Source organism: Aquimarina penaris (assembly GCF_040786285.1).
Lineage (GTDB): Bacteria > Bacteroidota > Bacteroidia > Flavobacteriales > Flavobacteriaceae > Aquimarina.
On record NZ_JBFMKQ010000002.1, the window covers coordinates 584,801 to 605,777 of the forward strand.

Below are 20,977 nucleotides of genomic sequence, written 5' to 3' on the forward strand. Positions count from 1 at the left end.
AAGAGTGTTACTCTCTGCATGCGGGTATACTCTTCAAGATTAATAATCGTTATCAAAATAAAATCATATCACTAAAGTATTCTTTAAAAAAGGTGTATATTTGCACGCAATTAAATTTTAATTGCCATGACAGCACATGAGTCCAAAATCGTTGGAGAAGGTTTAACCTATGACGACGTCCTTTTAGTCCCTTCATTTTCTGAAGTGTTACCTAGAGAGGTAAGTATACAGACTAAATTCACAAAAAATATTACACTTAATGTTCCTATTGTCTCTGCGGCGATGGATACAGTTACAGAAAGTCGTATGGCAATTGCTATGGCTCAAGAAGGAGGTATAGGTGTTTTGCACAAAAATATGACTATCGAGGAGCAAGCCATTAAAGTGCGTAAAGTGAAACGAGCAGAGAGCGGTATGATTATCGATCCTGTTACACTGCCAAGAGATGCTAAGGTGGTTGATGCAAAAAATAATATGCGCGAACATAGTATTGGCGGTATTCCTATTGTAGATGATGGTGATAAGTTGATAGGCATTGTAACCAACAGAGATCTTCGTTTTGAGAAAAATGACGAGCGTCCTATTTCTGAAGTAATGACTAGTAAAAATTTGGTTACAGTAGGAGAGGGGACTTCATTACAACAAGCCGAGGTAATTCTTCAGGAAAACAAGATAGAAAAACTGCCTGTAGTAGATAAGGATAATACACTGGTCGGATTAATTACGTTTAGAGATATCACTAAGCTTACCTTGAAACCAATGGCAAATAAGGATAAGTTAGGTCGTCTTCGTGTAGCTGCTGCTATTGGAGTTACCGGTGATGCAATAGATCGAGCAGAGGCGTTGGTTGGTTCTGGAGTTGATGCTATAGTGATTGATACCGCACATGGGCACACAAAAGGAGTTGTTACTATTTTAAAAGAAGTAAAAAAGAAATATCCAACATTAGAAGTAGTAGTTGGTAATATTGCCACAGCTGATGCTGCAAGATATTTGGTAGAGGCTGGAGCTGATGCTGTTAAAGTGGGTATCGGTCCAGGATCAATTTGTACCACTCGAGTAGTGGCAGGTGTAGGATTTCCTCAGTTTTCTGCTGTACTAGAAGTGGCTAATGCAATAAAAGGTTCTGGTGTTCCCGTAATTGCAGATGGAGGAATTAGATACACTGGAGATATTCCTAAAGCTCTAGCTGCTGGTGCAGATACTGTAATGCTTGGGTCTTTGTTGGCAGGAACTAAAGAATCTCCTGGTGAGACTATTATTTATGAAGGTCGTAAATTTAAGAGTTATAGAGGTATGGGATCTGTAGAAGCCATGAAAAAAGGTTCTAAAGATAGATATTTTCAGGATGTAGAAGATGATATCAAAAAATTAGTACCCGAAGGTATTGTAGGAAGAGTGCCTTATAAAGGAGATTTAATAGAGAGTATACATCAGTTTATTGGTGGATTACGTGCAGGAATGGGGTATTGTGGAGCAAAAAATATTGCTACACTTAAAGAAAATGCCCGTTTTGTAAAGATTACGGCCAGCGGTATTCATGAAAGTCACCCTCATAATGTTACTATTACTAAGGAAGCTCCGAATTATAGTAGACGATAAGTATTGGTTAGTCTGTTGACTACCGAAAATAATAAACCCCACATAGTAGATACTATGTGGGGTTTATTGTTGCAATAAGTTATTGATTACTTACCTTCTTCAATTTTTATTCCTAATTTAGTCATAACTGTTTTCGTTAAGTCAAAATTAGGGTCAACATATGCCAAACCACTTGTGGTTATTGTAAATACCTGAGTGTATTTTTCGGCCTTAGCAACTTCTTCTAGTGCTTTACCAATTTTTTGATATAGTGGTTGTAATAATCTGTTTTGTTCTATTTGTACCAATTGTGAACCATTTTGACGAAATTTTGCAATATCATTTTCAAGACCAATGATTTCTTCTTGTTTTGTTTTTTTCATAGGATCTGTAAAAGAAGCTACTTTTTCCTGGTACTCTTTTACTTTAGCTTGATAATCATCTACTTTTACTTTTAAATCGCCTTCAAGTTTAGTATTGTAGGCTTTTAAATCTTCCTGAACTTTAGTTAATTCTGGCATTTTTGAAAGGATGTACTCGGTGTCAATTGTTCCAGTTTTTGATTGAGCACTTAACTGTAAACTTGTTACTAAAACTAAAATTGATACTATTATCTTCTTCATTATAATTTTTTATTTACTGATTTTTAAATTTTTGCAAATATATAAGGTCTTAGTCAATATCTGTGCCATTACTCATTTTTTTGAGCACTTATTCTTCATAGAGTGCACCACGATGTGGTTTTAAGGCGTCTCTTACAGGTTTCATTTCAGAATCTGTGACTACCATATATGCTATACTGTGCACCTCATTTACGTCTTGATAGCCAGTAATATTGAGTGATAATTTTTCTATAGAAATATATTCTTTGAGATGAATTTCGTGATGTTGTGCCGTCTTGCTTGCCGCAGGTCCTTTAAAATCCCAAATTAATTTTAACTGTCTTTCCATTTTTGTTATACGAATTTTAATTTTCTAATACGCTTTTACCTTCTTCGGCGAATGCTTTAAAATCTTTCATATAGCTTAGAGATTGCTTTTTAAAAGCACCAGGCATAAAAAACCCCATGATCTTCATAAAACCATTAAACCTAAATTCATTTTTAGAGACCCATTTTGTATTTCCATTAGGTAATTCTTCAAAGTAATTTTCCTGAATATTATACACATTCTTGGCATCAAAGGTGAGATGTATTGCATCAGGTAAATCCAACATAGTAATGGTTTCAATCATCTCAAATTCCCTTTTACCCATTTTATACGTTAATTTTGATGTAGCTCCGGTTTTTCCCTTTTCCCCACTTAAGTGTTCCATGCTTACAAAACCTTTTTGCCAATGTTTTAGGTTTTCTTCGCTATCCATTTTTGCAACAACCTCTTTTCTAGGTGATTTAATTTCGATGTCTAGTGTATATTCCATTGTGTGATTTTTTGTTTGTTAGGCTCTAACAATATATACAATATACACAGATCAATAAAATTTTAAAAGCTAATACTATACATGTTGTTTAGTTCGTTAGAAAAGGGACTTGTAAAACATCTTAATATTGTTATTTTTGTCCGGTTTAGGGACTTTATCATAAAAATTATGCACAAAAAATCATTGATATTTTTTTTAGGGGTTATTTTTTTTACACTTGCCAATGCGCAAGAACAGAAAGAAGTATTGCTTTCAATTGATAAATCACCAGTGTACACATCTGAGTTTAAGAGGGTGTATCTTAAAAATATTGATTTAGTTAAGGATGATTCTAAGAAAGATATAGACGAATATCTCAATTTGTTTATTAATTACAAATTGAAGTTAAAAGAATCTAAAACCCTCGGATTAGATAAAAAAGATGCCTATTTAAAGGAGTTAAAAGGGTATAGAGAACAATTAGCAAAAGGATATCTTACAGATACTCAAACCTCTGAAGCATTAATAAAGGAAGCATATGACCGATCGCAGGAAAGAATTAATGCCAGTCATATCCTGGTTACTATAAAACCTAATGCGTCTGCAAAAGATACTGCCGTAGCATATCAGAAAATTTCTGAGGCTAGAAGTAAAATCTTAAATGGAGAATCTTTTGAATCTGTTGCAAAAATGTACAGTCAAGACCCTTCTGTAACCAAAAATGAAGGAAACCTCGGGTGGTTTTCTGTTTTTAGAATGGTTTATCCTTTTGAAAATGCTGCTTATAAGACTAAGGTTGGAGAACTTTCTGAACCCTTCAGGACTCAGTTTGGCTATCATATAGTCAAAGTTAATAAAAGAGAGAAAAAATTAGGAGAAGTTAGTGTTGCACATATTATGGTTGCTATTAATGATACTAGAACAACTGAGCAAGCAGAAGAAAGAATCAAAGAGATAAACCAGCAACTCAAACAAGGGGCTTCTTTTAGTTCTTTAGCGAAACAATATAGTGATGATCCCAGTACCGCAATTGATGGAGGAAAAATTAAAAGATTCGGTCAGGGAGCACTTAATTCTGATACGTTTGAAAAAGCAGCCTTTAATCTACAAAACAAAGACCAACTATCTGCTCCTTTGAAAACTCGATATGGTTGGCATATCATAAAGCTAATAGAAAAATACCCAAATAAAACGTTTAAAGAACAAAAAGAAAAACTAACAAGTCAGGTAAAAAAAGATAGCCGATCAAAATTAGTTACAACATCCTTTATCAACTCACTAAAAGAAAAGTATTCGGTTCGTCGAAATGAAGAGGCTCTAAAATATTTTAAAGAACGTATCCCAAATTCGATTCTAAAAGAAGTTTGGGAAATCCCAAAGGATGATAAACAACTAAAAAAAGAGCTATTTCGTCTTAAAAAAGAAGTATTTACCTATGAAAACTTTGCCGAGTTTATAAAAAAGGAACAGTCTAGGGCTAGAAACTATACAGATGTTTCTTTATTTGTAGAAGACGCATATAATCAATTTGAATCTGCTACACTACTTAGTTATTATGAAATACATCTAGAAGAAGATAACCAGGATTTTGCAAACATAATTGCAGAGTATCGGGATGGACTTTTACTTTTTGACCTCATGGAATCCAAGGTATGGAATACTTCAAAAACAGATGCTATAGGACTTCAAAAGTTTTATGAATCTAATAAGAATAAATATTCTCAGAATGAAACCTACAAAATACTTAAAGCTTCTTCATCAAAGCAGGAGGCCATAGATAAGGTGAGAGAGTTACTAGAGAAGCAAAAATCAATAGCCCAAATAAAAAAAGAAGTAAATATAGAAGATACAGTTCTAGTTATTTTTTCTGAAGATGAATTAGTGAAAGGTGAAAGTAAATTTCCAAAAGGCTTTTCTGCCGAAAAAGGAAACATCCTTACTTCAAAAGAAGAAAACTATATTACTTTGATTATGGTTAAAGAAATCTTACCTTCCAGAATTAAAACTTTTGAAGAGGTGAGAGGTGAGGTAATCAATGATTTTCAGGGGTATATAGAGACCAAGTGGCTTAGTGAACTTAAGACCAAATACAAGGTAGAAATTAATAAAAAAACTTTAAATAAGGTTAAAAAAGAATTGTCTAAATAAATGAAGTATTACATATTAATAATTTTATCAGTTCTTACTATTTCTTGTCAAAATTTTAGAAATCGAATTGATAAAGAAGCTATTGCCAGGGTAAATGACACTTATCTATATAAGGATGATATTAAAGATTTAATACCCAAGAACACACCAACAACAGATAGTGTCACTATCGTTACTAATTATATTAATACTTGGGCCACACGTCAGTTATTTATAGATCAAGCCAAACGAAATCTTACAGAACAAGAACTTAAAGAGTTTGATGAGTTGGTAAATAATTATAAAAGTACCTTATATGTTAATGCATATAAGAATGCCGTGATTAATAAATCTATTAATATGGAGATCACCGAGCCTGATATAAAGTCATATTATGAAGAAAATATAGAAAATTTTAATCTTAATGAGGAGTTAGTAAAGTTACGTTACTTACATTTGCCACCTGATTACAATGATATTGTTGCAACACAGCGACAATTAAATCGTTTTAATGAAGAAGATGTAGAAGAATTAGAAGGTAAAAAACAACAATGTGTTGCCTATTCGTTAAATGACTCTACTTGGATAAAATTAGATCAAATATTGAATAAAATACCAATTCTTAAAAAACAAGATAAGTCAAAAATTTTACGAAGTGGAAAATATATGCAGCTTAGAGATTCCACAGGTGTTTTTATGATAAAAATGAAAGATGTTTTAAAGCGGAAAGAAGAAGCTCCGTTAGAATATATTAAGCCTATCATAAGACAAATTATATTAAATAAAAGAAAGCTGGAACTGGTAAAAAAAATAGAAAAAGATATCACAAAAGATGCAGTTGAGAACAAACAATTTGAAGTTTACAATTAAGATTTCGGTACTATGTACCCTACTTACTTTTAGTAGTGCAAAACTTGTTGCCCAAGAAATCATTGAAGATGAAGTAAAGGATACAATTATAGCTAATGATACACTTAGTGCAGCAATAGACTCTTTAAAAACAACAATTGAGCCTCCTAAGCCATTTCAAAGAATGAAAGTAGATGGTGTTGCGGCGGTAATAGGAGAACATGTTATTTTAGATAGCGATATTGATATTGCTTATCAACAATTGATAAGTGAAGGAGTATCTGCTTCAGATGTTAGCCGTTGTGAGCTTGCAGGAAGCTTGTTTGAAAATAAACTATATGCTCATCACGCGGTGCAGGATAGTATTGAGGTTAGAGATGCCGAGGTTAACTCAATGGTAGATCAGCAATTAAATTATATGACTAATGAATTGGGTACCATAGAAAAAGTACTAAAATTCTATAAAAAGGATAATGTTGATGATTTTAAGAAAGAACTTTTTGAAATCAATAAATCAAATCGCTTATCCGAACAAATGAGATCAAAAATCATCGAAGATATAGAAATTACACCTGAAGAAATTAGGGAGTTTTTTGAAGAAATCCCAGAAAAGGATAGACCACTTTTTGGAACCGAGGTAGAATTGGCTCAAATTGTTATCGAACCAGAAATCCCAGAAGAGGAAGAACAAAAAGTAATTGATCGATTAAAACAATTTAGAGAGGATATTGTTGAGAAAGGTAGCAGCTTTGCTACTAAAGCAGTTTTATATTCTCAAGACCCAGGTTCTAAATCCACTGGTGGGAAATATACACTTGATCGACAAACCAATTTTGCAAAAGAGTTTAAAGATGTGGCTTTTAGTTTACAAGAAGGTGAAGTAAGCGAGCCTTTCAAAACAGATTTTGGTTGGCATATTGTAAAAGTAGATAAAATTAGAGGAGAAGAGATTGATGTAAGACATATATTGCTTACCCCCGAAGTAACTAGAGAAACGGTAGATATAGCAAAGAAATTAATAGACTCTCTGCGTTCAAGTATCGTTTCAGGATCCGTTAAATTTACTGAAGCTGCAAGAAAGTTTAGTGATGAAAAAGAAACTAGAGAAGATGGAGGGCAATTAATAAATCCAACTACAGGAGATACACATTTTGAACTTACCAAAATTGATCCTATATTGTACGATCAAGTATCCAAATTAAAGACTAACGAAGTTTCTTTGGTTATTCCTGATCAAGATCGTCAAGGTCGAAAAAAGTTCAAATTGATTACTGTGCTTAATCGCTATGATGAGCATATAGCTGACTATTCAAAAGATTATCTTAAGATTCAGGAATTGGCTCTTAGGAAAAAACAGATTGATGCTATTCGTAAGTGGCAGAGTGAAAAAATAATGGATACTTATATCAAAGTTAACGGAGATTACAGAGACTGTAGTTATAGTGGTAACTGGTTAAAAAAAGAGAAATAATATGTCAGACGACGTAGCAGCTGTAAAAAAACTAGTAGAAAAACATTCCGAACTCAAAAAAGAAATTTCCAAAGTAATTATTGGTCAGGAAGCCGTTATAGACCAGATACTTATTTCTGTTTTTTCTGGTGGTCATGCCTTACTAATAGGTGTTCCAGGATTAGCCAAGACGTTAATGGTTAATACAATTTCGAAAGCACTAGGTTTGGATTTTAAGCGCATTCAATTTACTCCCGATCTTATGCCAAGTGATATATTAGGGAGTGAAATTCTCGACGAAACCAGACATTTTAAATTCATTAAGGGCCCGGTGTTTTCTAATATTATTCTTGCAGATGAAATTAATCGAACTCCGCCAAAAACACAAGCTGCATTATTAGAAGCAATGCAAGAACGTGCCGTAACCGTTGCTGGGCACCATTATGAACTTGATTTGCCATACTTTGTTCTTGCTACACAAAACCCAATAGAGCAAGAAGGAACATATCCTCTACCAGAAGCACAGTTAGACAGATTCATGTTTGCTATTGAGTTAAAATACCCAAGCTTTCAAGAAGAGGTAGAAGTGGTGAAGAGCACAACAGGAGATACTAGTCAAACTATTAATGCATTGTTTACAGCTCAAGAAATTATTGATTTTCAACACCTAGTACGTCGTATTCCAGTGGCAGATAATGTTATAGAATATGCAGTAGAAATGGTCGGAAAAACAAGACCTAATGGTGAAACAGCTACAGAATTAGTTAAAAACTATATTGATTGGGGAGCTGGACCGAGAGCATCTCAAAATCTAATTCTTGCGGCAAAGGCAAATGCAGCAATTAAAGGAAAATTTTCTCCGGATATCGAAGATGTTCAGTCTGTAGCGATGGGTATTTTACGCCATCGTATTATCAAAAACTACAAAGCCGAAGCCGAAGGCGTTAGTGTAGAAGATGTAATTAATAGTTTGTTTTAAAACTATTGAATAAGTTTTTTCTGCTCATCCAAAAGCAATTAAATAATTTTTATTGATAGGCAAAAGAACTAAAGCTTTTCAAAAACTTCCTATACACCTTTTTTTAGATTTTGATTAAACCTTATTTAATCTTTACAGTCTTAGTTATTGAACAAATTGTTTAATAATAAAGAAAAGGAAAAGAATGAAAAGTGTTTTAATGGTTGTTATAATATTGTTTACTGGAGCTTTATCCTTATCAGCTCAATCAAATTCAGATCATGCTGATCATAAGGAACAAAAAAAAGAATTTGTACAAAGCCTTTCCGAGGATCAAAAGATGCAATTTGAGAATCAAAAACAATTAAGAGAAGAGCATAAGGAGACTATGAAAACGACGTTCTCAGAAGAGCAGTTAGCTATAGTAGCTAATAAAGATCTTTCCAAAAGGGAAAGGAGAAAAGCATTGATGCCGACCTTTAGTGAAGAACAACGTGCAATGTCAAGAAAGCATAGAGAAACAATGAAGGAGGAAAAGGAAAAATTTAAATCGACTTTATCAGAAGCTCAGATGGAGCAATATGAACAATTGAAAAAAAGAAAAGGAAGTCGTAAAAAAATGAAACATTAATACTAAACTTGAAATAAGTTTATGTAAAGTGAAGCCTTATGGCTTCACTTTTTTGTTTTTTTATCCATATTTATAAAGATTTACTATAACGTTTTCGTAAATCAGAATAATAAGGTGTCATTTTCTTATATATTTTTTTATTGATTTTGTAGAATTTGCAAATCTAATTTATCGATTTGTATAAATGAACACCCGAATTTTTTGAAAAATGCAAAAACATCTGAATAGGACTATTCATTTAATAAAATTCGTATTTTCGCAAGGCTTTTCATGATACAATTACATGGATATAGTTGTCGCAATTTATGCAGACGAGAAAAAGAAATTGATGTGTTGTGTACACATTTAACATTGAAAGAATTCTATTATATAGCATATGAACACTTATAAGGATTACATCAAGGAGATCGAAGAAAGAAAATCTCAAGGATTACACCCTAAACCAATTGATGGAGCGGAGTTATTAAGCGAAATTATTTCGCAAATTAAAGATAAAGATAACGCACATCGAAAGGATTCTCTTCACTTTTTTATTTATAACACTTTACCGGGTACAACAAGTGCCGCTGGTGTAAAAGCTGAATTTTTAAAAGAAATTATTCTAGGTGAATCTGTTGTTGAAGAGATTTCATCTGCTTTTGCATTTGAGCAATTATCTCATATGAAAGGTGGTCCTTCAGTAGAAGTGTTATTAGATTTAGTTTTAGGGGATTATGGAGCTGTTTCCCAAGAAGCGGCTAAGGTTCTAAAAACTCAAGTTTTTCTTTATGAAGCAGATACAGAACGTTTGGAACAAGCCTATAAAGCAGGAAGTACCATAGCTAAAGATATTATTGAAAGCTACGCTCAGGCAGAGTTCTTTACCAAATTACCAGAAATTGATGAAAAAATAGAAGTCGTAACTTACATCGCTGGTGTAGGTGATATTTCGACAGATTTATTGTCTCCAGGTGCAGATGCACACTCTAGATCAGATCGTGAATTACACGGCCAATGTATTTTTGAGCATAACAAAGACATGCAAAAAGAAGTGTTGGATTTAAAAGAACAACACCCGGATAAGCGTGTGATGTTAATTGCCGAAAAAGGAACCATGGGAGTGGGCTCTTCAAGAATGTCGGGAGTAAATAATGTAGCATTATGGACGGGTATTTCATCTAGCCCATATGTGCCGTTCATTAATATAGCTCCGGTAATTGCAGGTACTAACGGAATATCTCCAATCTTTTTAACTACCGTAGGTGTAACAGGAGGTATTGGAATTGACCTTAAAAACTGGGTAAAGCAAAAAGATGCAGAAGGTAATACTGTTGTTGACAAGGATGGTGAACCAATGTTAAAACAAGAATATTCTGTTGATACAGGTACAGTACTTACTATTAATACAAAGACTAAAAAACTTTATAACGGAGATAAAGAATTAAAAGATATTTCAGCGGCTCTAACTCCTCAAAAAATGGAGTTTATTAAAGCTGGTGGATCTTACGCTGTTGTTTTTGGTAAAAAATTACAAACATTTGCTGCCAAAACTCTAGGGATCGATGTACCTCAAGTATATGCAACTTCAAAAGAAATTTCTATTGAAGAACAAGGGTTGACAGCAGTAGAAAAAATATTCAACAAAAATGCTGTAGGTACTACACCAGGTAAAACATTACATGCAGGTTCTGATGTTCGTGTTGAAGTAAATATAGTAGGTTCTCAAGATACTACAGGATTAATGACTTCTCAAGAATTAGAGATGATGGCGGCTACTGTTATTTCTCCAATTGTTGATGCAGGTTACCAATCAGGATGTCACACAGCTTCAGTATGGGATGATAAGTCTAAGGCTAATATTCCTAGATTAATGAAGTTTATGAATGACTTCGGATTAATTACAGCACGTGACCCTAAAGGGGAGTACCACGCAATGACCGACGTTATTCATAAAGTATTAAATGATATTACAGTAGGTGATTGGGATATCATTATTGGTGGTGACTCTCACACTCGTATGTCAAAAGGAGTTGCTTTTGGTGCTGATTCAGGAACGGTTGCCTTAGCATTAGCTACTGGTGAAGCTACGATGCCAATTCCGCAGTCAGTAAAAGTAACGTTTAAAGGCGATATGAAAAGTTACATGGACTTCCGTGATGTGGTTCATGCAACACAGCAACAAATGTTAAAGCAGTTTGGTGGTGAAAATGTATTCCAAGGAAGAATTATTGAAGTTCATATTGGAACACTTACTTCTGATCAGGCCTTTACATTTACCGATTGGACAGCCGAAATGAAAGCCAAAGCTTCTATCTGTATTTCTGAGGATGATACATTAATTGAGTCTTTAGAGATTGCAAGAGATCGTATCCAAATCATGATCGAGAAGGGTATGGATAACGAAGTGCAAATGCTTAAAGGTTTAGTGGATAAGGCGAATGCTAGAATTACAGAAATAAAAACTGGAATAAAACCAGCGTTAAGACCTGATGCTAATGCCAAATATCATGCAGAGGTGGTAATTGATTTAGATAAGATTGCTGAACCAATGATTGCTGATCCAGATGTGAACAATGATGATGTATCTAAACGTTACACCCATGATACTATTAGACCATTATCTTTTTATGGTGGAACTAAAAAAGTAGACTTAGGTTTTGTAGGATCTTGTATGGTGCATAAGGGCGATATGAAAATTTTAGCTCAAATGTTGAAGAATATAGAAGCTCAACAAGGTAGAGTAGAATTCAAAGCCCCTTTAGTTGTTGCACCACCGACATATAATATTGTTGATGAGTTAAAAGAAGAAGGAGACTGGGAAGTATTGCAAAAATACTCAGGTTTTGAATTTGATGATAATGCGCCAAAAGGGTTAGCACGTACTAAATACGAAAACATGCTATATTTAGAGCGCCCAGGGTGTAACTTATGTATGGGTAACCAAGAAAAAGCAGAGCCGGGAGATACGGTAATGGCTACTTCAACTCGTTTATTTCAAGGAAGAGTCGTAAAGGATTCTGGTGAGAAAAAAGGAGAATCTTTATTGTCATCTACCCCGGTTGTAGTGTTGTCTACAATTTTAGGCAGAACTCCTACTATGGAAGAATATGAAGCCGCAGTTGATGGTATTGTATTAACAAAATTTAAACCATCTCAAAAACAGTTGGTTGTATAATCAAAGATATTTATAATAGCTTAAAAGCCTTAGTATTAGTTGTACTAAGGCTTTTTTTGTGACTTCAATAAGGGGTGTTTCGGTTTTCGTAATAAACTTTCGACTAAGCAATAGTTGGTTTAATTGGTCAGATTTAAAATTGATCACTTTTATTTCGTTTTTGTGACCACCATTTTAGTTTGTAAACTATTCATTTTTAGTTTAATAAAGTCCTTTTTATAATCGTTCTATATTCTTTGAGCTCTTTTCGTAGTGGTTCTATAATTTCGTATCTTAGAATTCTTAAAATAAAATAACAGAAATATATAAAAGTCTTATGGCATTCGATATCGATATGATTAAAAAGGTCTACAGTCAGGTAGCTGATCGTGTAAATGCTGCACGTGAAATTACGGGTAAACCTTTAACACTAGCAGAGAAAATTTTGTATTCACACCTTTGGGATGGTAAGGCAAATAAAGCCTATACCAGAGGAAAGGATTATGTTGATTTTGCACCAGACCGTATCGCTTGTCAGGATGCAACAGCACAAATGGCACTGCTGCAATTTATGCAGGCAGGAAAAAATAAGGTTGCAGTACCTACAACGGTACATTGTGATCACTTAATTCAAGCTAAAGAAGGTGCGGCGACAGATTTAAAAAAGGCTAACGATGTTAGTAGTGAAGTATTTAACTTCTTAGAATCGGTGTCTGATAAATATGGTATCGGATTCTGGAAACCAGGAGCAGGTATTATTCACCAAGTTGTACTAGAAAACTATGCTTTCCCAGGAGGTATGATGATTGGTACAGACTCGCATACAGTTAATGCAGGTGGTTTAGGAATGGTAGCTATAGGTGTTGGTGGAGCCGATGCCGTTGATGTAATGGCTGGTATGGCTTGGGAATTAAAATTTCCTAAGCTAATTGGCGTAAAATTAACCGGTAAATTATCGGGTTGGACAGCGCCTAAGGATGTGATTTTAAAAGTAGCAGAAATTCTTACTGTAAAAGGAGGAACTGGTGCTATCGTAGAATATTTTGGACCTGGAGCAACATCAATGTCATGTACAGGAAAAGGTACAATTTGTAATATGGGTGCCGAAATTGGTGCTACTACATCTACATTTGGTTATGATGAATCTATGGAACGTTATTTAAGGGCTACAGAAAGAGCAGACGTAGCCGATGCTGCAAACCAGGTAAAAGAACATCTAACTGCAGATCCTGAGGTATATGCAAATCCAGAGCAATATTTCGACCAAGTAATCGAAATTAATCTATCTGAGTTGGGACCATTATTAAATGGACCTTTTACTCCTGATTTATCAACAGAAGTTGGTGCTACGATGACTGAAAAAGCAAAAGCTAATGATTGGCCACTACAAGTAGAATGGGGACTAATAGGTTCTTGTACAAACTCATCTTACGAAGATTTATCAAGAGCGTCTTCGATTGCACAGCAAGCTATAGATAAAGGTTTAAAAATGAAAGCAGAATTAGGAATTAACCCTGGTTCTGAACAAGTACGATATACTGCCGAAAGAGATGGTATATTGGGGATATTCGAAAAACTAGATGCTAAGATCTTTACCAACGCATGTGGTCCATGCATTGGACAATGGGCAAGATACAGCGACCCTAAAAATGCACCAAAAAATAGTATTGTTCACTCATTTAATAGAAACTTTGCTAAGCGTGCAGATGGAAATCCTAATACACACGCCTTTGTAGCATCACCAGAATTAACTGCTGCAATTGCAGTTTCTGGTCGTTTAGACTTCAATCCATTAACTGATAAATTACTTAATGAAGAAGGACAAGAAGTAATGTTTGATGAACCGACAGGATGGGAATTGCCTCCAAAAGGCTTTGAAGTAAAAGATAATGGATATTTAGCTCCTGTAGAAGACGGTAGTAGTGTAGAAGTGAAAGTAAGTCCAACTTCTGAAAGATTACAATTATTAACACCTTTTGAGCCAATTGGTAACGAAATAAATGGAGCAAAACTTTTAATCAAAGCTTTTGGCAAATGTACTACAGATCATATTTCTATGGCTGGTCCATGGTTGCGTTACCGTGGTCACCTCGATAATATATCTAATAACTGTTTAATAGGAGCTGTTAATGCATTTGGTAAAAAAACAAACTTTGTTAAAAACCAATTAACAGGAGAGTTTGGTGGTGTACCTGATACAGCAAGAGCATATAAAGCTGCTGGCGTGTCTACGATAGTTGTAGGAGATCATAATTACGGTGAAGGATCTTCTCGTGAGCATGCAGCAATGGAGCCAAGACATTTAGGTGTTGTTGCAGTAATTGTAAAATCATTTGCACGTATACACGAAACCAACCTTAAGAAACAAGGAATGTTAGGGTTAACATTTGTAAATGAATCTGATTATGACCTTATACAAGAAGATGATACATTCAACTTTACTGATCTTAATGAGTTTGCGCCTAATAAACAGCTTACATTAGAAGTAGTTCATGTCGATGGATCAAAAGATTCTATTAAACTGAATCATACCTATAATGATTCTCAAATCGAATGGTTTAAAGAAGGTTCGGCGCTAAATCTAATCAAAAAGCAAAATGCTTAAGTAGAACTGAAATACAAGGATTTATTATAAAAAACTTCCAAAGTAAATTTTGGAAGTTTTTTTGTGTGTTATACTGTAAGGTTTGTCCGTGTTTTACGTTCTAATTGGGTAAGCTAACATCTAAACACAATCATCATGAGTACTATCTGGTTTTTTGAGGATGCTAATCTTTTTAAAGTATTATGTCCTCATAAATTTAAAAAGTATAAAAAAGATCACGATTTCGATGCTTACAGAAAAAACGATTACATTTATTTTGAAGAAGATTATGCCAATAAAGTATACCTTATTGAGAAAGGAAAAGTGAAAATTGGATATTATGCCGAAGATGGACATGAGATCGTAAAGGCTATATTGACCAGAGGAGAAATTTTTGGCGAAAAAGCCATATTGGGTGAAAATAAAAGAACAGAGTTTGCACAATCATTAGAGAATGTTACTTCAATATGTCCTATAGGGGTAGAAACTATGCATGGACTTATGCGCGATAATCGATCTTTTAGCCTTAGGATTTATAAGTTTATTGGTTTGCGCTTTAGGCGTTTAGAAAGAAGGCTTCAGTTATTACTTTTTAAAGATACAAAAACAAGACTACTAGAGTTTTTAAACGAACTTAAAGAGGATTATGGACATTGCTGTCCTGATACTGGGGATATGGTCATAGAGCACCCATATACTCAAAAAGATATTGCTAATTTAATCGGAACATCAAGACCTACCTTAAATATTATCCTTAATGAACTAAAGGATTCTAATATCATTGATTTTAATAGAAAAGAAATTAGATTAAAAAATGTTGCCTAATGTTAGCCATCTAACATTTTAAAAAGTTGGATGTAAATACTTTTATGATATAATAATCATAAAAATAAAAGCAATGTTTAAAAAATTAATTATAGGGGTTTTTGCAATAGGATTTATTGCAGTCTCTTGTAGTGATGATGACGACTCTGGAGTTTCTAATGTTTCAAACTTAACTTTAAACCTTACTGGGCTTGAAGCTTTAGGAAGTAATTTTGTATATGAAGGTTGGGTTATTGTACCCAATCAAGATCTTCCTGTAAGTACAGGTACTTTTACGAGTGTAGCATTTCCTCAAACATTTTCTGTAGATAGAACAACGTTGCAAACGGCTACTGCTTTCGTACTTACAATAGAGCCAGCAGGTGAAACAGGAGAGGCGGCATTAATGCCAGCAGAAACAAAATTACTTAGAGGTGAGTTTGGAACTGGAAATACAGCAACTGTAGGTTTAGGGCCTGTGGGAGACTTTAGTAATGCAGCAGGAACTTTCTTTTTAAGAGCACCAACAGACGAAGATGTACCTGGTGGGGCAATGAATAATGGTAATGATGAGAATGGGGTGTGGTTTGGTACACCAGGAATGCCTCCGGCACCTAATTTAACGCTCCCCGCACTTACAGGATGGAAATACGAAGGTTGGGTTGTAACCGATAATGGACCTATTTCTACCGGCACATTTACATCTTTTGATATGAGAGATGATAATGCAGGTGACCCTAATGGTTTTAGTGAAACTACTTTTGATGGTCCTCCATTGCCAGGTGAAGATTTCTTTAGAAATGCACCAGAAGGAGTTACTTTTCCTTTAGATGTTAGAAATAGAATGGTAGTGATTTCTGTAGAGCCAGATCCAGATGATTCGCCGGCACCATTTGTATTAAAACCTTTAGTTGGTACAGCAGGTATGGATACAGCACCTACAAGTTATGATTTTGAACTAAAAACAGATGCCTTTCCAGCCGGAAGTGTATCTAGATAGTTCTAAGTTTTATTTTGTTAGTTTTTAAAGCGCAATCATTGATTGCGCTTTATTAATTCATAGATTTGTTATGATTTTTCAGAATTCAAATTTTTTATAAATGAAATTTAATAGAAAAAAAATATCAAACTTAATTTTTGTCATCATATTGGTATTGTTTTTTATTCCTAATACCAGAGGGATGATGCAAATATTTTTAACACGAATTTTTTCTTTTAGCCCTGATTTAGTTGCTGTAGAAGAAAGAGTGCAAGTAGAATCCTATGACTGGAAACTACACGGAGTAAATACAGAATCAATGAATTTTGATACTGCCAAAGATAAAGTGGTTTTACTTAATTATTGGGCTACATGGTGCCCACCTTGTATTGCAGAAATGCCTTCATTACAAAAGTTATATAATGATTATAAAGATAAAGTAGTTTTTGTGTTTTTAACCGAAGATGATGATCCAGAACTAAATAAGTTTATGAAGGATAAAAAATATTATTACCCTATTTATCGATCATTATCGCCACATCCAAAACCTTTCACTCATAAGCCTATTCCTGGTACTTATATACTGGATAAGAAAGGAAATATAGTAATTCATAAGGTAGGTGCTGCAGATTGGAATACTTCTAAAGTGAGAGAAACTATAGAAAAATTATTGGCAGAATAGGTTATAAATTTACTTTTTAAAATATTTAAAAGGTACTACTAACATTCCAAAGCATTCTCCTTTTTGTTTGCCAATATTTTTGTGATGTATCTTATGTGCTCTTCTCACGCCTTTTGCATACCAGTTATTTGCATTTCTAAACAACTTAAAGCGTTGATGAATAAAAATATCGTGTACTACAAAGTAAGCTATACCATAGGCTAAAATCCCTAATCCTATTGCTCTACCGATCCAAAAGGTCTCAGAATCATGAAAAAATATACAAGACATACTTACTATGGCATAAAATATAAAGAAAAAATCATTGCGTTCCCACCAACTGTCATGATCTTTATGGTGATGATCTTTGTGTAAGGACCATAGAAACCCATGCATTACATATTTATGAGTAAACCACGCCATAAATTCCATAATAGCAAAAGCAGAAAGAAAGACTAATATCTGTATTATAATTTTCACAAGTATAGTTTTGTACAAAAATACGGTTAAATTAGATTTAATCTATAGTCAAAATAAGATTTAGCTAACAAACCAAATTTTTGGTAATTCGGAACTCGTATACGTGTATTCTTTATTTCTAAAGAAGGTGTTTTTTTGAGTTTTTTTAGTAGTTTTTTATAATATATAAATGCTGTATATACACCAAATTTTGCTTCTACAGGAAGTTTAAGAATACCTTGAAGACCTTTTTCAAAATCTTCTTCAATTTCATTAATAATTCTCAATTTTGATGGTTCATCTAATTGTTTTAGATCTGTATTTGGAAAATAGGTTCTGTCTAAGTCTTCATAATCAGCCTTAAGATCTCTTAAAAAGTTAACCTTTTGAAAAGCAGAGCCCAGACGCATGGCACTTTGTTTTAATTCATTATATTTTTCTTCATCTCCTTTTACAAATACCTTTAAGCACATTAGACCTACTACATCTGCAGATCCGTATATATATTCTTTGTACTCTTGATCTGTTAAATATTTTGTTTTATGCAAGTCTAAACGCATGCTTTTCATGAAGGCTTCGTATAAATCGGGTTGAATATTGTATTGATGAACCGTTTCTTGAAAAGAATTGAGAATGGGGTTTAGGCTTATTTTATCTTTAATCGCTTTATACATTTCAACTTCGAAGTCGTTAAAAAGCACCTCTTTATTATAATCATGAAAAGTGTCTACAATTTCATCTGCAAAACGTACAAACCCATAGATGTTATATATGTCTTGTCTTATCGAATGAGACAACATTTTTGATGCTAATGAAAAAGATGTACTGTACGAGTTAGTAACAACTTTACTACAACTGTGGGATACTGTATCAAAAATTGCTTTCATAGAGGGATGAGGTTTAAGATTTATTGTGTTTGGTTTATGTGGTTAAGAGTTTCAATTCTTTTGTTTCAGTATATTGAGCTTCAATTAGTCCTGCTACTAGTTTTCCAGAAATTAAAGAAGGAGGCACTCCCGGACCAGGAACTGTAAGTTGCCCTGTAAAGAATAAATTCGTCACTTTTTTACTTTTCAGCTTAGGTCTTAAAAATGCAGTTTGTAGCAAGGTATTAGCCATTCCATATGCATTTCCTTTATACGAATTATATTCTTCTACGAAATCTTTCACGCAGAAGCTTTCTTTAAAGATAATATTATTTTTAACATTTTGATGGGTAAGGTTTTCGAAACGCGTAATAATTTTATCAAAATAGACCTCTCTTAGTTCGTTGTTATCTTCTATGCCTGGAGCTAAAGGAATTAGGAAAAAACCATTCTCATTTCCTTCTGGAGCCGTACCAGGATCTGTTAATGAAGTGAAATTTGCATAAAAAAGTGGTTTTTCTGGCCACTTGGGATCATCATAAATATCTCTTGCATGAACATCAAAATCCGTATCAAAAAATAGATTGTGGTGATTTACGTTTTTTAATTTTTTATTAAATCCTACATAAAAAAGTAGAGATGATGGAGCAAAAGTCCTACTGGCCCAATATTTTTCGGAGTATTGACGATGTTTTGGATCTAATAATGTTTCTCCATGATGGTAATCTGCTCCGCACAATACAATATCGGCATCAATCTCCTCTGAGTTTACTTTAATGCCTGTAGCTTTCTGGTTTTTAACGACTATTTTTTCTACGGTCGCGTTAGTTTGAATTTTTACACCAAGTGACTTAGCTAATTTTTCCATACCAAGTATTACTTGATACATTCCGTCTTTTGGGTGCCAGGTTCCCAATCCAAAATCTGCGTAGTTCATAAAACTATAAAAAGCAGGTGTGTCACTTGGTTTTGCTCCTAAAAATAGTACTGGAAACTCAAGTATTTGTATGAGCTTTTCATTTCTAAATTCTTTTCTAACTTCTTTCGAAATAGTACTAAAAAACTGGCCTATACGCTGTAAAGTCTCTTTTGTTACTAATTCTAAAGGAGACACTCCCGGTCTGTAGACTAGACTTTTTATCGCTATGTCGTAATTATTCTGGGCAGTTGTTATGAATTTTTTTAGCTTATCAGAACTCCCTTTCTCTTCATTTTCAAATGCTTGGTATATTTTTTCCAAGGTGTCTTCAATGAGGATACTTTCATTGTCTTTAAAAAAGACTTTATATGCTGGATTTAGTTTCTCTAGAGTGTAATAATCGGAAACAGATGTATTAAAATCATTAAAAAAACTTTCAAACACATCCGGCATCCAATACCAAGAAGGGCCAATATCAAATGTAAACCCTTCTTTTTTTAATTGTCTTGCTCTTCCGCCAATAGTTGAGTTTTTCTCAAAAATCGTTACATCATGTCCTAATTGTGCTAAATAACAAGAAGCAGATAAAGACGAAAATCCAGAACCAATTATTGCTATCTTTTTAGACATGTCTATATAGATTGTAATTTATTATTGAAGCTCGGATAATAAAGAGCTTATAGAATTAAAATAGCGATGATTTGGTGCGCTACTTTCGGTAACATTAGTAATTTGTTTACCTAACATCCAAAATTCACTTACACGATCATTACAGACTATTCTATTAAAATCTTCAACATACTTAGAGATGTTATCTTTTTCTGGTCTTATCGTAAAATAAGATACAAATACCGTGTTTTTATGAAATGCAAGCATGTTGGGTAGACTATCCAGTGGTATGCTAGCGCCTAAATAAATCGCTTTGTATCCATGTAGTAATATCTCGTAATTTATATAAAGCAACCCTAATTCATGTATTTCATTTTCGGGTAAATAAAGAATAAATGCTTTGTCTTTTTTTGTAGGATTAGAATACTGCAGTTTTTCTATGTTAAGAAGTAATTTCTGCTTAATAAGATTAGAAATAAAATGTTCATGAGAAGGACTAATGGTGTCTGTTTGCCATAATAATCCGATTTCTTTAAGGAGAGGAATAAAAACATCAATAAATATCTGTCTAAAATTTCTCTTCTTTTCTAATTGCTCATAAGTACCAAGGAAAAGCTCTAAATCATAATTAAGCATAGAAATTTTAAAAGAATTTATTGCTTGATTTTTGGTACTATTATCAGATACAATACTTCTTACATATTCATTTATTTCTTCTTCATCAAGTTTAGATATTCTTGATATTTTATAACCACTATTAACGAGATAGGTAACATTCAATAACTTTTGAAGGCTTTTTAAATTATACGTCCTGATATTCGTCTCTGTGCGATTAGGAGAAAGTAAATTGTATCTTTTTTCCCATATTCGTATGGTGTGAGCCTTAACGCCACATAGATTTTCAAGATCTTTAATACTGAAAGTTTGTTGAATATTGTTCACTATTATTATAAAATTGTTAAACAAAA

18 protein-coding genes are annotated in these 20,977 nt (G+C 33.6%); 11 read left to right on the top strand and 7 right to left on the bottom strand.

Annotated elements, in window-relative coordinates:
• Positions 1 to 126 precede the first annotated feature (126 nt).
• The gene (gene guaB / locus ABW637_RS12095; protein ID WP_367584956.1) at positions 127 to 1,602 is read left to right on the top strand and encodes an IMP dehydrogenase; all 1,476 of its coding nucleotides are present in this window, start codon (positions 127 to 129) and stop codon (positions 1,600 to 1,602) included.
• 86 nt (positions 1,603 to 1,688) lie between these two features.
• On the opposite strand, the gene ABW637_RS12100 is transcribed toward guaB, so the two are convergent.
• The 3 genes from ABW637_RS12100 to ABW637_RS12110 form a co-directional block, all read right to left on the bottom strand.
• Complete coding sequence (locus ABW637_RS12100; protein ID WP_367584957.1) at positions 1,689 to 2,204, bottom strand: OmpH/Skp family outer membrane protein; 516 nt, start codon at positions 2,202 to 2,204, stop codon at positions 1,689 to 1,691.
• Between the two features lie 88 nt (positions 2,205 to 2,292).
• A complete protein-coding gene (locus tag ABW637_RS12105) occupies positions 2,293 to 2,532 on the bottom strand; it encodes a hypothetical protein (protein ID WP_367584958.1) in 240 nt (79 codons plus the stop codon).
• Positions 2,533 to 2,548: 16 nt separating this feature from the next.
• Positions 2,549 to 3,001, bottom strand: coding sequence for an SRPBCC family protein (locus ABW637_RS12110; RefSeq protein ID WP_367584959.1), 453 nt, complete (start codon positions 2,999 to 3,001; stop codon positions 2,549 to 2,551).
• Between the two features lie 168 nt (positions 3,002 to 3,169).
• On the opposite strand from ABW637_RS12110, the gene ABW637_RS12115 reads away from it, so the two are divergent.
• The 10 genes from ABW637_RS12115 to ABW637_RS12160 all read left to right on the top strand — a co-directional run bounded on the left by ABW637_RS12115 (position 3,170) and on the right by ABW637_RS12160 (position 17,177).
• Positions 3,170 to 5,128 carry a peptidylprolyl isomerase gene (locus ABW637_RS12115; protein ID WP_367584960.1) on the top strand — a complete coding sequence of 653 codons (1,959 nt, stop codon included), beginning with the start codon at positions 3,170 to 3,172 and terminating at the stop codon, positions 5,126 to 5,128.
• A complete protein-coding gene (locus ABW637_RS12120) occupies positions 5,129 to 5,977 on the top strand; it encodes a peptidyl-prolyl cis-trans isomerase (RefSeq protein WP_367584961.1) in 849 nt (282 codons plus the stop codon). It begins immediately after the preceding gene.
• On the top strand, positions 5,940 to 7,427 hold the full coding sequence (locus ABW637_RS12125; protein ID WP_367584962.1) for a peptidylprolyl isomerase: 1,488 nt from the start codon (positions 5,940 to 5,942) through the stop codon (positions 7,425 to 7,427). Before ABW637_RS12120 ends, ABW637_RS12125 begins: the two co-directional genes overlap by 38 nt.
• A 1-nt stretch (position 7,428) precedes the next feature.
• A complete protein-coding gene (locus ABW637_RS12130) occupies positions 7,429 to 8,385 on the top strand; it encodes an AAA family ATPase (protein WP_367584963.1) in 957 nt (318 codons plus the stop codon).
• Between the two features lie 184 nt (positions 8,386 to 8,569).
• Positions 8,570 to 8,995 carry a hypothetical protein gene (locus tag ABW637_RS12135; protein WP_367584964.1) on the top strand — a complete coding sequence of 142 codons (426 nt, stop codon included), beginning with the start codon at positions 8,570 to 8,572 and terminating at the stop codon, positions 8,993 to 8,995.
• Positions 8,996 to 9,371: 376 nt separating this feature from the next.
• On the top strand, positions 9,372 to 12,149 hold the full coding sequence (locus tag ABW637_RS12140; RefSeq protein ID WP_367584965.1) for a bifunctional aconitate hydratase 2/2-methylisocitrate dehydratase: 2,778 nt from the start codon (positions 9,372 to 9,374) through the stop codon (positions 12,147 to 12,149).
• Between the two features lie 316 nt (positions 12,150 to 12,465).
• Entirely contained in the window at positions 12,466 to 14,733 is a 2,268-nt protein-coding gene (locus tag ABW637_RS12145) for an aconitate hydratase (RefSeq protein ID WP_367584966.1), read from the top strand.
• 135 nt (positions 14,734 to 14,868) lie between these two features.
• The gene (locus ABW637_RS12150; RefSeq protein ID WP_367584967.1) at positions 14,869 to 15,537 is read left to right on the top strand and encodes a Crp/Fnr family transcriptional regulator; all 669 of its coding nucleotides are present in this window, start codon (positions 14,869 to 14,871) and stop codon (positions 15,535 to 15,537) included.
• A 73-nt stretch (positions 15,538 to 15,610) separates the two neighbouring features.
• The gene (locus ABW637_RS12155) at positions 15,611 to 16,516 is read left to right on the top strand and encodes an anti-sigma factor (protein WP_367584968.1); all 906 of its coding nucleotides are present in this window, start codon (positions 15,611 to 15,613) and stop codon (positions 16,514 to 16,516) included.
• Between the two features lie 100 nt (positions 16,517 to 16,616).
• Positions 16,617 to 17,177 (top strand): TlpA family protein disulfide reductase, encoded by a 561-nt coding sequence (locus ABW637_RS12160; RefSeq protein ID WP_367584969.1) that lies wholly within the window; start codon positions 16,617 to 16,619, stop codon positions 17,175 to 17,177.
• Between the two features lie 9 nt (positions 17,178 to 17,186).
• Here the strand turns inward: ABW637_RS12160 and ABW637_RS12165 are convergent, their stop codons facing one another.
• Genes ABW637_RS12165 through ABW637_RS12180 form a run of 4 tightly spaced genes read right to left on the bottom strand, consistent with a single transcriptional unit; the run spans position 17,187 to position 20,951 of the window.
• Complete coding sequence (locus ABW637_RS12165) at positions 17,187 to 17,636, bottom strand: sterol desaturase family protein (protein ID WP_367584970.1); 450 nt, start codon at positions 17,634 to 17,636, stop codon at positions 17,187 to 17,189.
• A 26-nt stretch (positions 17,637 to 17,662) separates the two neighbouring features.
• Positions 17,663 to 18,502 carry a phytoene/squalene synthase family protein gene (locus ABW637_RS12170; RefSeq protein WP_367584972.1) on the bottom strand — a complete coding sequence of 280 codons (840 nt, stop codon included), beginning with the start codon at positions 18,500 to 18,502 and terminating at the stop codon, positions 17,663 to 17,665.
• Positions 18,503 to 18,536: 34 nt separating this feature from the next.
• Positions 18,537 to 20,030, bottom strand: a complete 1,494-nt coding sequence (gene crtID / locus ABW637_RS12175) for a bifunctional phytoene desaturase/3,4-desaturase (protein ID WP_367584973.1) — start codon at positions 20,028 to 20,030, stop codon at positions 18,537 to 18,539.
• 21 nt (positions 20,031 to 20,051) lie between these two features.
• Positions 20,052 to 20,951: a MerR family transcriptional regulator gene (locus tag ABW637_RS12180; RefSeq protein WP_367584974.1), complete on the bottom strand. Its 900-nt coding sequence runs from the start codon at positions 20,949 to 20,951 to the stop codon at positions 20,052 to 20,054.
• Positions 20,952 to 20,977: the final 26 nt, after the last annotated feature.

What these genes read in the sequence shown, in the direction of transcription:
- ABW637_RS12145 (WP_367584966.1), top strand. Translation starts at nt 12,466, where the DNA reads ATGGCATTCGATATCGATATGATTAAAAAGGTCTACAGTCAGGTAGCT.
- ABW637_RS12110 (WP_367584959.1), bottom strand. Translation starts at nt 3,001, where the DNA reads ATGGAATATACACTAGACATCGAAATTAAATCACCTAGAAAAGAGGTT.
- ABW637_RS12170 (WP_367584972.1), bottom strand. Translation starts at nt 18,502, where the DNA reads ATGAAAGCAATTTTTGATACAGTATCCCACAGTTGTAGTAAAGTTGTT.
- ABW637_RS12140 (WP_367584965.1), top strand. Translation starts at nt 9,372, where the DNA reads ATGAACACTTATAAGGATTACATCAAGGAGATCGAAGAAAGAAAATCT.
- ABW637_RS12115 (WP_367584960.1), top strand. Translation starts at nt 3,170, where the DNA reads ATGCACAAAAAATCATTGATATTTTTTTTAGGGGTTATTTTTTTTACA.
- ABW637_RS12150 (WP_367584967.1), top strand. Translation starts at nt 14,869, where the DNA reads ATGAGTACTATCTGGTTTTTTGAGGATGCTAATCTTTTTAAAGTATTA.
- guaB (WP_367584956.1), top strand. Translation starts at nt 127, where the DNA reads ATGACAGCACATGAGTCCAAAATCGTTGGAGAAGGTTTAACCTATGAC.
- ABW637_RS12160 (WP_367584969.1), top strand. Translation starts at nt 16,617, where the DNA reads ATGAAATTTAATAGAAAAAAAATATCAAACTTAATTTTTGTCATCATA.
- ABW637_RS12100 (WP_367584957.1), bottom strand. Translation starts at nt 2,204, where the DNA reads ATGAAGAAGATAATAGTATCAATTTTAGTTTTAGTAACAAGTTTACAG.
- ABW637_RS12130 (WP_367584963.1), top strand. Translation starts at nt 7,429, where the DNA reads ATGTCAGACGACGTAGCAGCTGTAAAAAAACTAGTAGAAAAACATTCC.
- ABW637_RS12125 (WP_367584962.1), top strand. Translation starts at nt 5,940, where the DNA reads ATGCAGTTGAGAACAAACAATTTGAAGTTTACAATTAAGATTTCGGTA.
- ABW637_RS12105 (WP_367584958.1), bottom strand. Translation starts at nt 2,532, where the DNA reads ATGGAAAGACAGTTAAAATTAATTTGGGATTTTAAAGGACCTGCGGCA.
- ABW637_RS12155 (WP_367584968.1), top strand. Translation starts at nt 15,611, where the DNA reads ATGTTTAAAAAATTAATTATAGGGGTTTTTGCAATAGGATTTATTGCA.
- ABW637_RS12120 (WP_367584961.1), top strand. Translation starts at nt 5,129, where the DNA reads ATGAAGTATTACATATTAATAATTTTATCAGTTCTTACTATTTCTTGT.
- ABW637_RS12135 (WP_367584964.1), top strand. Translation starts at nt 8,570, where the DNA reads ATGAAAAGTGTTTTAATGGTTGTTATAATATTGTTTACTGGAGCTTTA.
- crtID (WP_367584973.1), bottom strand. Translation starts at nt 20,030, where the DNA reads ATGTCTAAAAAGATAGCAATAATTGGTTCTGGATTTTCGTCTTTATCT.